We start from the raw sequence: 11,562 nt of genomic DNA, 5'->3' as shown, positions 1-11,562 counted from the left end.
AGCTGCTCGCCTGGTCCCCACCCCCGTGTGTGGCCTCGGTGTACGCGTGGGTCAGAGCGCCCTGAGACCGTTGATCACGTCGCGCAGAATACTCTCGTCCGGGAGCTCGGCAGGGGGTACGGGCCGGGTCACATGGACCAGTTCCTCGTCGACGAGATCGCCGATGAGGACGCGTACGACGCCGATGGGAAGGTCGAGTTCCGCGGCGAGTTCGGCCACCGACTGGGGGCTGTCGCGGCACAGTCCGACGATGTCCACGTGTTCCGGGGACAGCGTCTGGTCGGCTGCGGGGTCGCCGATGCGGTGTTCCGCGACGACGACCGCGATCAGGTCGAGGCGATGCTGGGCCGCGCTGGTGGTGCGGCCGCGTGTCATGGCGTACGGGCGAACCACCGGTCCGGCGTCGTCGTCGAACCAGTGGTGCGTCTCCTGCGTCCCCTCCCCGTCAGGGCTCATACCGGCCCACTACCCGCCGGCGGACAGATCGGTGCGCGGAGCGGTCCCCAGATGCACGCCGACCCGCTTGACCAGCAAGGTCATCTCGTATGCGACGAGACCGACGTCGGAGTCCGCGTCCGACAGGACGGCGAGGCAACTGCCGTCGCCGGCTGCCGTGACGAAGAGGAAGGCGTCGTCCAGCTCCACGACGGTCTGGCGGACGCTGCCCGCCTCGAAGTGCCGGCCGACCCCCTTGGCCAGGCTGTGGAAGCCGGAGGCGACGGCGGCGAGATGCTCGCTGTCCTCCCGGGTGAGGTCCTTCGAGACCCCGGTCGGCAGGCCGTCCCCGGAGAGCACGAGCGCCTTGCGGATACTGGCGACGCGCTCCACCAGGTCGTCCAGGAGCCAGTTCAGCTCCCCGGAACCGCCGTTCGCGGTGGTGTGTGCGGCGGCCTTCGGTGCGGTCATCGACCGTCCCCCTCAGATGTCGTTCCCTGTGCTGTGCCGTCGGAGGCGTCGTCGCCTGCGGCGTTCTCCTCACGGCCGCGGCGCCAGCCCCGCTGGAGCGAGGCCATCCGGTTGCGGACCTCGTCGGCGTCGCGCTCGGCGGGGCTGTCCGAGTGGTTGGGCCCCTCCCGGTCCGCGGCGCGGTCGGCGCGCAGGTCGGGTCCTTCCTTGAGCTGTGGGGCGAGATTGGCCTGGCGCACACGGCGGGGCAGGCCACTCGGCAAGCTCGGCGCGGGGGCGTCGTCGGCCGGTTCCGGCGCGGGGTCGCGCACCGGCTCCGGGCGGCGTGCGGGAGCCGCGTCATCCGATGCCTCGGCACGGGCGCGCCTGCGCGGCAGATCCGGCGCGGACGCCGAAGTGAGACGGCGCTCGCGGGGTCCCTCCGGGGCTTCCGCGCGGTACGCGTCCCCTGGGGTGTCCGGGGCCGGGGCCTCGGGATCCCGTGGGACGCTGCCCGGGTTCTCGGGTCGGCCGTCCGTGCGCTGGTTGTCCGATTCCGACTCGCCGGGCCTCGTGTGGGTGACGGGCCTGCCGTGCGAGCTGACGAGCTTCGGTGCCCTGCGGCGCGGCAGCGGCACGGGCGCGTCGTCGCCGTCGGGGCCGCCGGCCCGGTGGGTGGGCTCGGCCCGGTCCTCGAAGTCGTCGCGCGCGTGCTGGTGCTGCTCTCCGGGGAGCCCGGCGGGGCGGCGGCGCGGCCGGAAGAGCCCGCCCCGCTCGCTGTCCTCGTCATCGAGAGCGCCCGGGAAGGGCGCGAGGTCCGACGCCGCAAGCGGCGCCTCCAGCTCCACGGGCCCGTCCAGGAGAGAGGCCGGAAGACCCGGGAGCGGGCTGCCCGCCGTGGAGAGCTTCGGGGAGCGCACGCCCGGGGCTTTGCCGCGCCCGGCGCTGTTGGGACGGTCGAGACGGAAGCCGGCGCCCTCGGTGTCGGGGGCGTCGGTGAGCAGGGTGTCCGGGATGAAGACGATCGCGGTCGTGCCGCCGTACGGGGACGGCTGGAGCGAGACGCGGACGTTCTGCCGCTGAGCGAGCCGACTGACCACGAACAGGCCGAGTCGGTCGGTGTCGGAGAGTTCGAACTCGGGCGTCTCGGCGAGCCGCAGATTGGCGTCGAGGAGCGCGTCGGCCGCCATGCCGAGGCCCCGGTCGTGGATCTCCAGCGTGAAGCCGTTCGCGACGCGCTCGCCGACGACGTGCACGGCCGTGTGCGGCGGCGAGAACACCGTGGCGTTCTCCAGGAGTTCGGCCACGAGGTGGGTGAGGTCGGCGACGGCGGGGCCGGTGACGGCGATGCGCGGCAGGCGCCGGACCTCGACGCGCTCGTAGTCCTCCACCTCGGCGACGGAGGCCCGGACGATGTCCATGAGCTGGACGGGCCTGCGCCACTGCCGGGAGGGGGCGGCTCCGGAGAGGATCACCAGGCCTTCAGCGTGGCGCCGCATGCGCGTGGTCAGGTGGTCGAGGCGGAACAGGTCTGCGAGTTCGTCGGTGTCCTCGGTCCTGCGCTCCATCGTGTCGAGCAGGGTGAGCTGCTTGTGGAGGAGCACCTGGCTGCGCCGGGCGAGGTTGACGAAGACCTCGGAGACGCCGTGGCGCAGTTCGGCCTGCTTGACGGCGGCCTCGACGGCGGAGCGCTGAAGGGTGTTGAGCGCCTGGCCGACCTGCCCGATCTCGTTCTTGTCGTACTCCAGGCGGGGGGCCTCGGTCTCCACGTCGACATGTTCGCCTGCCGCGAGACGGCGCATCACACTGGGCAGCCGCACACCGGACGCCTCGTGGGCCTCCAGGCGCAGCCGCCGCAGATCGCGGACGAGGCTGCGGCCGATGCGTACGGACAGGAACAGCGAGAGCAGCAGCGCGAGCAGGCCGAGCACACCGGCTACTCCGGCCTGCAGGAAGACATTGATGGCGACGGGGCGCGCCCGGTCCTGGTAGCGCTCCGTGGCGGCGGTGTCGCGCTTGACGAGCTCGTCGAGCACCTGGCCCGAAGCGTTGTTCCAGGCACGTGCGGTGACGCCCCGGGGGGTGCCCGCCGTGGCGTCGGCGAGGGTGTTCTCCGCCGTGCGCAGGGCCGCCGTGTCCGCGCTCTTCCAGTAACGCTCGAACTCGGCGCGGTCGTCGTCGGGGAGCAGGGCGAGGCTGGTCTCGTACAGGATGCCGCGCTGGGCTACGAGGTCGGAGACCTGGCGCAGTTCCTTGTGTGTGATCCGGCGGGCGACGAGCGCCGAGCCGACCAACGCGTCCTCGCGGGACAGCAGTTCACGCGCGCGGAGCACGCCGATGACGGCGCGGCCCTGGCGGTCCATCGCCGAGTTGTCGAAGCTGCTGAGCGTGAGCAGGAAGTCGTACGTAGGGTCGATGAGGCGGTTGTAGAAGTCGAGGGCCTGCTCGCGGGTGACGGTTCCTTCGTCGACGTTGCGGCGCAGGGACTCGATGCCGTCGAATCCCTCGACGACGGCGCCGATGCGGCGCCGGGAGTCGTCGCTCATGTCGTCGCGGATCCCGGAGTTCTCGGCCTTCGTCCTGATCTGGGCCATCGCCTCGTCGGAGGCGCTGCGGCGGCTGCGCAGCTTGGAGAGGGCGTCGGAGGCCCGGGGGTCGGCCAGGTAGACAAGGGTCTGGCGGCGCTCGTCCTGAAGGGTCCGCGCGGCGTCGGAGATCGGGTAGCCGATCTCGTCGGCGACCTTCCCCGCCGAAACCAGCTGAGTCGCGGCGCGGCCCGTGATCACCGTGGAGAAAGCCCAGATGGCGGTCAGGGACACCAGCGGCACCAGGAGCAACGCCACGATCTTCCGGCGGATGGACTTCCCGCGAAAGCGCATGGCCTCCCCCAGATCGACCCCTGTGGTCAGGGGTACACATGTGCGGCAACAAACGGCGCGAGCCTACTACTGACGCAGGTGCAACTCGAAGGGCTGTCCGGATGCTGTCCGGTGGCGAGTGGCGTGGGACGTCATCATGTGTCCGGGCATTGCGGGAGATTGCACCCCGCAAAGTGGCGCTCAAAATCCGGCTCCATCCGGCGGGTCAGGGAAGGCAGTTGGCCGGAATCGATCGATCTTCGGCGGCAAGCAAATGACCGCCGCAATCCGGGGGAATCTTTCGACGCCGCCGTACGTCCTTCCTTACGGGTCATACGTGATGAGGCCCGCACGAGGTGAGCGGGCAGCGTAAAGCGGCGCAATCCGGGCAGCCATCGGAGAGCCCCGGTGCGGGAGCACCCAGGGCGGCGGGCTGTGACGGCGGTGGGGAGTGACGAACTGATGGGCACGGCAGAGCGGCGCGGGGAATTGTGGGTCGAGGAGCCGGCGAGGCGGCGCCGGTTGCCTGATCCGGTGCGGACGGCGGCGGTACGGGCGGTGCTCATCGTCGCGCTGACGCTGATGCAGGCGGTGATCGCGTTCCTGTGCACCCTGGCCGACTCATGGCTGGCGTTCCCGATGGTGCTGAGCAGCGTGGGGAGCACGGTCGTGGCGACCTGGGGCGTGCTGGACGTCTGGGTGACCCGACAGGTGTGGAACCAGCGCAACGGCGTGGTGTCCGCGCCCAACAGCACGGCACGGCAGCTGCGCAGGGAGCGTCGCCAGGCGCGCCGGCAGGCACGCGCGCAGGGCCGTCCGGCCCCGGAACGCATACGGAGGCGTGGCGGGGCCGGACAGTTGACGCATACGTAGGCGCGTGTAGGTAGTGCGTCGGTGGTTACGCGCGCGTGGGCCTGCGTAGGTAGGTGGGGTGGGATCGGTGACGGTTACGTAGCGCTGGGACAGGTGTCAGCTACCTACGCACGCCCAAGGCGAGAGCCATCGTCACAGCGCCACCGGCTCCGCGACGTTCTGCACGACCGGTCGCGCCTCGCCTCGCGCCAGCTCCCGGCGCACCCGCGTGAACGGTCGCGGCCGGTTCACCGCGAGCGCGGCCGTGGTCGCGCCCCCGCGCTCGTAGAGTGCGAGGAAGCTCCCGTCCTCCACGGCGCCTTCGATGACGCGGACCATGTCCCCGTCCCTCCTGCGCCCGGCGAACTGGATGCGTGAGCCGTACTGGTCCGACCAGAAGTACGGCAGCGGCCGGACGGTCTCGACGGTGCGGCCCGCCAGCAGATTGCGTACGGCGACGCGCGGCTGGGCCGTGGCGCTCGTCCAGTGCTCGGCCCGTGCCCCGCCCACGCGTGCCACGTCACCCACGGCCACGACCTGAGGAAGCGCCGTGACGCAGCCGTCGTCGCAGAGCACCCCGTCGCGCAGGGCGAGCGTCGAACCGGCGAGCCAGCCCGTGTTGGGGACGGCCCCGATGCCGACGACGACCACGTCGGCGGGCAACACGCGCCCGTCGGCCAGTTCCACGCCGTGGACCGCGAGGTCGCCGTGGAGTGCCGCGACCCCGACGCCCGTGACCAGTTCCACCCCACCGCGCGCGTGGAATCCCGCGCACACCGCGGCCATCTCCGGCCCGAGTTGGGGCAGGAGCGGTAGCGGCGCCGCCTCGACGACGGTGACCGCATGGCCGAGCCCGACACACGAAGAGGCCGTCTCGGCGCCGATGAACCCGCCGCCGATCACGACCACGCGCCGCGGCCCGCGCAGCAGTTCGGCACGCAGGGAGCGCGCGTCGTCGAGAGTCCTGAGCGTGTGCACGCCCGCGAGGGCGGGTCCGGGCAGCCGGCGGGCGCTCGCCCCGGTGGCGATGACGACCCCGTCCGTGGACACCGTGCGGCCGTCCTCCAGAAGGACCGTGCGTCCGCGCGCGTCGAGCCCGCGGGCCCGTACGCCGAACATCCACTCGGCGCCCAGTTCCAGCGTCTCGTCGACGTCGGAGAGGGCGAGCTGGTCCTCGCCGGCCTTCCCGATGAGGAAGTCCTTGGACAGCGGCGGGCGGTCGTACGGGCGGTGCGGCTCCTCGCCCACGATCACGAGACGGCCGTCGAAGCCCTGGGCCCGCAGCTCGCGGGCGGCGTACAGTCCGGCGAGCGAGGCGCCCACCACGGTCACGGTCCTCATGCCGGATCCCGTGCTCATTCCGTTGACAGTGCTCATGCGGCGGTTCCTTCCTCGGCGGCGGGATGGACGTGGACCACGCCGTCGTCGACGGTCACCCGGTGGGTGCGTACGGGGCGGCGGGCGGGCAGGCAGGTCGGCCGCCCGGTACGGAGATCGAATGAAGCCTCGTGGAGCGGGCATTCGACCAGACAGCCCTCCAACCAGCCCTCCGACAGGGAGGCGTCCTGGTGGGTGCAGGTGTCGTCTATGGCGTACAGCTCACCGTCAGCATTGAAGACGGCGATGGGCGGTGCTGTGTCGGTGCGGACGGATCCGCCCTCGGGGAGGTCTTCAAGGCGGCAGACGGGTATCACGGGCCCCCCTCTTGGTCCAGGACTGTCTGACTCAGGACTGTTCGGTAACATGGCGTTCCGTATGGCGCACGAGGGAGCGCTATGCGCAACAGAATCCGGTCGGGGCGCCCGCCGCGTCAAGGGCTTCTCGAAGATGCGACCCGCCAAGGGGTCGCAAGGTGGTGAGAGTTGAGTGATGACCCGCAAGGAATCGCAGGCTGAACCAGGCACGACGGCACCGGAGAAGACCCCGAAGGGCGCGGCCGCCTCCGTCCAGTCCGTGGACCGCGCGGTGAGCGTCCTCGAGATCCTCGCCCGGCACGGCGAGGCGGGCGTCACCGAGATCGCCGACGAGCTGGACGTGCACAAGTCCACCGCGTTCCGGCTGCTCGGAGTGCTGGAGAACCGCGGCCTGGTCGGGCAGGCCAAGGACCGCGGCAAGTACTACCTGGGGGCGGGGGTACTGCACCTCGCGGGGGCGGCGGCAGTGCGCCTGGACATCTCACAGGAGGGCGTGCCCGTCTGCCGTGAACTGGCCGACGAGCTGGGCGAGACGGTCAACATCGCGATCCTCGACGACGATGTCGCCGTCAACATCATGCAGGCGCGCGGCTCCGCCTCCGTCACGGCGCAGAACTGGCTGGGCAGACGCACTCCCCTGCACGCCACATCGAGCGGCAAGGTGCTGCTCGCCCATCTGTCGTCCGCGCTGCGCGAGGGCCTGCTCGCCCGCCCGCTGGCGCGGTTCACCCCGCACACAGCCACCGGGACGGCGTCACTGCGAGCCGAGCTGGAGGCCGTGCTCGACCAGGGGTACGCCGTCGCCGTGGAGGAGCTGGAGGTCGGCCTCGCCGCGGTTGCGGCCCCCGTGTTCGCCCACGACGGAAAGGTCATCGGCGCGATCAGTGCGTCGGGTCCCGTGTACCGGCTGACCGAGGAACACCTCCCCGAGCTGGCCAAACGCACCGTCGCGGCTTCGACCGAACTGTCGCGCCGGATGGGATACGGCTTCTAGCAGGACGTTCCGCAGCACGCTTACTGAACGCGGGGTCAGGGAAACCTGGCCCCGCGTTCTGCGTGTGTCGACGAGGTTTCGGTGCGGCCGATCGTTTTGCCAAGCATTAACTCCCACCCCTTGACGGGGCCTTGATGGCGTTTCCAAGATGTTCCTCATCGCGCAACTGGGCGTGCATTGCGCAACAGCAGAGGAGTTTGGTCGTGCCACATGAGGTCCGCGCCGTCGTCGCTGTGAAGAAGGGCGCACCCGTCGAGGTACAGACGATCGTCGTGCCGGATCCCGGTCCGGGCGAGGTTCTGGTCAAGGTGCAGGCATGCGGGGTCTGCCACACGGATCTGCACTACCGGGAGGGCGCCATCAACGACGACTTCCCGTTTCTGCTCGGCCATGAGGCGGCTGGCACCATCGAGTCCGTCGGCGACGGGGTCACCGACCTCACCCCCGGCGACTACGTGGTACTCGCCTGGCGCGCCCCCTGCGGCAACTGCCGTTCCTGCCGCCGCGGCCGCCCCTGGTACTGCTTCGACTCGCGCAACGCGACGCAGCCCATGACACTGCTCGACGGAACGCCGCTGAGCCCCGCGCTCGGTATCGGCGCGTTCGCCGAGAAGACCTTGGTCGCGGCCGGACAGGCGATCAAGGTCGACCCCGCGGCGCGTCCCGAGGCCGCGGGCCTGATCGGCTGCGGCGTGATGGCCGGCTACGGCGCGGCCGTGAACACGGGCAACGTCCAGCGCGGCGACACCGTCGCCGTCATCGGCTGCGGCGGCGTCGGCAACGCGGCCATCGCGGGCGCCTGCCTCAACGGCGCGCGCCGCGTGATCGCCGTCGACATAGACGACAAGAAGCTCGACCAGGCCGAGCGGTTCGGCGCCACGCACACGGTCAACTCCCGTGGCACGGACCCAATCGAGGCGGTGCGCGCGCTCACCGGCGGGTTCGGCGTCGACATCGCCATCGACGCGGTGGGCCGCCCGGAGACGTACAAGCAGGCGTTCTACATGCGCGACCACGCGGGCGTGCTGGTCCAGGTCGGAGTGCCCGAGCCGGACATGGCGGTGGACATTCCGCTCATCGACCTGTTCTCGCGCGGCGGATCGCTCAAGTCCTCCTGGTACGGGGACTGCCTGCCGAGCCGTGACTTCCCGGTCCTCATCGACCAGTACCTCTACGGGCTGCTCGACCTGAACGCGTTCGTGACCGAGACGATCGCCCTCGACCAGGTGGAGTCGGCATTCGCGAAGATGCACCGCGGCGAGGTGCTGCGCTCGGTGGTGGTCCTGTGAGCCCGGCGGCCCGCATCGAACGCGTCGTCACCTCGGGCAGGCTCAGCCTGGACGGACGTTCGACATCGACATCGACATCGACATCGACATCGACATCGACAACATCGTCTGGCTGATCGGCGAGACGAGGAGGTCCTGACCCTCGACGCCGCACACGACGCGGCGGCGGTCACGGCCGCCGCCGCAACCGGCGCCGCGTCCTTCTGCACCCCGCGGAGCGCGCCGACACACCTGCCGCATAAGGCCATTCCATCCCCACCAGCTTGAGGAGGGGCATGTCCAGCACACCCGAAAAGCCCGGAACATCCAGCCCTCGCGTCGTCGTCATCGGCGCCGGAATCGTCGGCTGCTCGCTCGCCGACGAGCTCACCGCCCGCGGCTGGACCGACGTCACCGTCCTCGAACAGGGCCCGCTGCCGGCCCCCGGAGGCTCCACCTCGCACGCGCCGGGCCTTGTCTTCCAGACGGGCCCGTCCAAGACCCTCACGGAGTTCGCCCGGTACACGGTGGAGAAGTTCAACACCCTTGAGGTGGACGGACTTCCCTGCTTCAACCCGGTGGGCGGCCTGGAGCTGGCGACCACCCCCGAGCGCTGGGCCGACCTGCACCGCAAGGCCGGTTACGCCGCCTCCTGGGGCGTGCGCGGCGAACTCGTCAGTGCCGCGCGCTGCAAGGAACTGTGGCCCCTCATCGACGAGTCGGCCGTACTCGGCGGCTTCCACACCCCCGACGACGGCCTGGCCCGCGCCCTCCTTGCCTCCCGCGCCCAGATGCAACGCGCCCGCGAACGCGGCGCCACCTTCCTCGACCGGCACACAGTCACCGGCATCGAGCAGGAGGACGGCCGGGTCACGGCGGTGGTCACCGACCGTGGCACCTTCCCCGCCGACCACGTCGTCTCCGCCGCCGGATTCTGGGGCCCGGTGATCGGCCGTATGGCCGGCGTGGACGTCCCGCTCCTGCCCCTCGCGCACCAGTACGCGAAGACCGAGCCGATGGCGGAGCTCGACGGAGCCAACGACCCTCGCACGGAGGCCTCGAAGCCGATCCTCCGCTTCCAGGACCGTGATCTGTACTTCCGTGAGCACACCGACCGCATCGGCATCGGCAGTTACGCCCACAAGCCCCTGCCCATCGATCCGTTCAAGGTGCTCGACTACGACACGGCGCGGGCCACTGAGCTGGACATGCCGTCGTCACTGCCCTTCACCCAGGAGGACTGGGCGCCCAGCTGGGAGGACTGCCGGTGGCTGATCCCCGCGCTGCGTGAGACCGAGATCGAGGAGGGCTTCAACGGCGTCTTCTCCTTCACGCCCGACGGGATGCCGGTCCTCGGCGAGACCCGTGCGCTGCGCGGCTTCTGGCTGGCCGAGGCGGTCTGGGTCACGCACTCCGCGGGCGTCGCCAAGGCGGTCGCCGAGTGGATGGTCGACGGGCGGCCCTCCGTCGACGTGCACGAGTGCGACCTCACCCGGTTCGAGGACGCCCAGCGCTCCCCCTCCTATGTGCACGACCGCGGGGCGCAGCAGTTCACCGAGGTCTACGACGTCCTGCACCCGCTCCAGCCGGCCGAGCAGCCGCGCCCGCTGCGGGTCAGCCCCTTCCACGCCCGCCAGGAACAGCTCGGCGCGTACTTCCTGGAGGGCGGCGGCTGGGAGCGTCCGCACTGGTACGAGGCGAACGCGGACCTGCCCACCGGCGACCTGCCCGAACGCGACGCCTGGTCGGCCCGCTACTGGTCGCCCATCGCGGCCGCCGAGGCCAGGGCCACCCGCGAGAAGGTAGCCCTCTACGACATGACGCCCCTGCGCCGGCTGGAGGTCACGGGCCCGGGTGCCCTCGCCTTCCTCCAGCGCATGACGTCGAACAATCTCGCGAAGAAGCCGGGCGCGGTCACGTACACGCTGCTCCTGAACGAGGCGGGAGGCATCCGGTCCGACCTGACCGTCGCCCGTCTCGCGCCGGACCGCTTCCAGATCGGGGCGAACTCCCCCGCCGACCTGGACTGGCTCACGCGGCACGCGCCCGGTGGGGGCACGTCCCGCTCGAGCGAAGCCGAGAGTGGGGGAGTACAGATCCGGGACATCACCTCCGGCACCTGCTGCATCGGCGTCTGGGGCCCGCTGGCCCGCGACCTCGTCCAGCCGCTGACCCGCGACGACTTCTCGCACGAGGGCTTCGGCTACTTCCGCGCCAAGCAGACCTACCTCGGCCACGTGCCCGTCACCGCGATGCGCCTGTCGTACGTGGGTGAGCTGGGCTGGGAGCTGTACACCACGGCCGACCTGGGGCTGCGCCTGTGGGACACGCTGTGGGAGGCGGGACGGGACCACGGCGTGATCGCGGCCGGGCGCTCGGCCTTCAACAGCCTGCGCCTGGAGAAGGGTTACCGCTCCTGGGGCCACGACATGACCGAGGAACACGACCCGTACGAGGCGGGCGTCGGATTCGCCGTCCGCATGGACCGCGGTGACTTCCTGGGCAGGGCGGCGCTGGAGCGCAAGGGCGAGCAGCCGGCCCGCAGGCTCACGCCGCTCCTCCTGGACGACCCGGCGGCCGTCGTGCTCGGCAAGGAGCCCGTCCACGTCGAGGGGGTCCCGTCCGGCTACGTCACCAGCGCGTCGTACGGCTACACGCTGGGCCGATGTGTCGCGTACGCATGGCTGCCGCCGCTCCCCTCAGGCACGTGCGTCCACATCGAGTACTTCGGCGAGAAGGTCCCGGCGACGGTCGCCGACGAGCCCTTGTTCGACCCGAAGATGACCCGCATCCGCCGCTGATCGCGCGGAGGCCGGGACATGTCACGCACCTATGACGTGTTCGGCCTCCGCGAGCGTGCCACCGAGTTCGTGCCCGTCGTCGGTGAGATCGTCACCGACCTCGCGCTCACCGGCGCCATCGCGCACCCCATCGACCTCTTCGACCCCAGCCGCCTCGCCGCCGCGCCCGCCTGAGGAGTCCGCACGTGACGACGACCCCGATTTCCCCCA

At 71.0% G+C, this 11,562-nt stretch carries 10 protein-coding genes; 5 read left to right on the top strand and 5 right to left on the bottom strand.

Going from position 1 to position 11,562, the window contains the following annotated elements; translation table 11 throughout:
* Window positions 1-51: 51 nt before the first annotated feature.
* Genes CG723_RS34760 through CG723_RS34750 form a run of 3 tightly spaced genes read right to left on the bottom strand, consistent with a single transcriptional unit; the run spans window position 52 to window position 3,764 of the window.
* Window positions 52-456 (bottom strand): DUF742 domain-containing protein, encoded by a 405-nt coding sequence (locus CG723_RS34760; RefSeq protein WP_100597502.1) that lies wholly within the window; start codon window positions 454-456, stop codon window positions 52-54.
* A gap of 9 nt (window positions 457-465) precedes the next feature.
* Window positions 466-906 carry a roadblock/LC7 domain-containing protein gene (locus tag CG723_RS34755; RefSeq protein ID WP_100597501.1) on the bottom strand — a complete coding sequence of 147 codons (441 nt, stop codon included), beginning with the start codon at window positions 904-906 and terminating at the stop codon, window positions 466-468.
* A complete protein-coding gene (locus tag CG723_RS34750) occupies window positions 903-3,764 on the bottom strand; it encodes a nitrate- and nitrite sensing domain-containing protein (RefSeq protein ID WP_100597500.1) in 2,862 nt (953 codons plus the stop codon). The genes CG723_RS34755 and CG723_RS34750 overlap by 4 nt, the downstream gene beginning before the upstream one ends.
* Before the next feature lie 387 nt (window positions 3,765-4,151).
* Here CG723_RS34750 and CG723_RS34745 point away from each other — a divergent pair, with 387 nt between their 5' ends.
* Window positions 4,152-4,616: a hypothetical protein gene (locus CG723_RS34745; protein WP_100597499.1), complete on the top strand. Its 465-nt coding sequence runs from the start codon at window positions 4,152-4,154 to the stop codon at window positions 4,614-4,616.
* 132 nt (window positions 4,617-4,748) lie between these two features.
* On the opposite strand, the gene CG723_RS34740 is transcribed toward CG723_RS34745, so the two are convergent.
* Both CG723_RS34740 and CG723_RS34735 read right to left on the bottom strand, forming a co-directional pair.
* Window positions 4,749-5,936 (bottom strand): NAD(P)/FAD-dependent oxidoreductase, encoded by a 1,188-nt coding sequence (locus CG723_RS34740; RefSeq protein ID WP_199842009.1) that lies wholly within the window; start codon window positions 5,934-5,936, stop codon window positions 4,749-4,751.
* Window positions 5,937-5,968: 32 nt separating this feature from the next.
* Entirely contained in the window at window positions 5,969-6,289 is a 321-nt protein-coding gene (locus CG723_RS34735; RefSeq protein WP_100597498.1) for a bifunctional 3-phenylpropionate/cinnamic acid dioxygenase ferredoxin subunit, read from the bottom strand.
* 175 nt (window positions 6,290-6,464) lie between these two features.
* Here CG723_RS34735 and CG723_RS34730 point away from each other — a divergent pair, with 175 nt between their 5' ends.
* From CG723_RS34730 to CG723_RS46535, 4 genes are all read left to right on the top strand, one after another.
* Window positions 6,465-7,283 carry an IclR family transcriptional regulator gene (locus CG723_RS34730; RefSeq protein ID WP_100597497.1) on the top strand — a complete coding sequence of 273 codons (819 nt, stop codon included), beginning with the start codon at window positions 6,465-6,467 and terminating at the stop codon, window positions 7,281-7,283.
* Between the two features lie 203 nt (window positions 7,284-7,486).
* The gene (locus CG723_RS34725) at window positions 7,487-8,572 is read left to right on the top strand and encodes an S-(hydroxymethyl)mycothiol dehydrogenase (protein WP_100597496.1); all 1,086 of its coding nucleotides are present in this window, start codon (window positions 7,487-7,489) and stop codon (window positions 8,570-8,572) included.
* A gap of 275 nt (window positions 8,573-8,847) precedes the next feature.
* A complete protein-coding gene (locus tag CG723_RS34720) occupies window positions 8,848-11,352 on the top strand; it encodes a GcvT family protein (RefSeq protein WP_100597495.1) in 2,505 nt (834 codons plus the stop codon).
* An 18-nt stretch (window positions 11,353-11,370) separates the two neighbouring features.
* Window positions 11,371-11,526, top strand: a complete 156-nt coding sequence (locus CG723_RS46535) for a hypothetical protein (RefSeq protein ID WP_159032614.1) — start codon at window positions 11,371-11,373, stop codon at window positions 11,524-11,526.
* Window positions 11,527-11,562: the final 36 nt, after the last annotated feature.

It is taken from the genome of Streptomyces sp. CB01635, from assembly GCF_002803065.1.
GTDB lineage: Bacteria > Actinomycetota > Actinomycetes > Streptomycetales > Streptomycetaceae > Streptomyces.
Note: the sequence above shows the minus strand (reverse complement) of the source record. Positions and strands in the feature narration are given on the sequence as shown.

What these genes read in the sequence shown, in the direction of transcription:
- CG723_RS34760 (WP_100597502.1), bottom strand. Translation starts at nt 456, where the DNA reads ATGAGCCCTGACGGGGAGGGGACGCAGGAGACGCACCACTGGTTCGAC.
- CG723_RS34755 (WP_100597501.1), bottom strand. Translation starts at nt 906, where the DNA reads ATGACCGCACCGAAGGCCGCCGCACACACCACCGCGAACGGCGGTTCC.
- CG723_RS34750 (WP_100597500.1), bottom strand. Translation starts at nt 3,764, where the DNA reads ATGCGCTTTCGCGGGAAGTCCATCCGCCGGAAGATCGTGGCGTTGCTC.
- CG723_RS34740 (WP_199842009.1), bottom strand. Translation starts at nt 5,936, where the DNA reads ATGAGGACCGTGACCGTGGTGGGCGCCTCGCTCGCCGGACTGTACGCC.
- CG723_RS34730 (WP_100597497.1), top strand. Translation starts at nt 6,465, where the DNA reads ATGACCCGCAAGGAATCGCAGGCTGAACCAGGCACGACGGCACCGGAG.
- CG723_RS34720 (WP_100597495.1), top strand. Translation starts at nt 8,848, where the DNA reads ATGTCCAGCACACCCGAAAAGCCCGGAACATCCAGCCCTCGCGTCGTC.
- CG723_RS46535 (WP_159032614.1), top strand. Translation starts at nt 11,371, where the DNA reads ATGTCACGCACCTATGACGTGTTCGGCCTCCGCGAGCGTGCCACCGAG.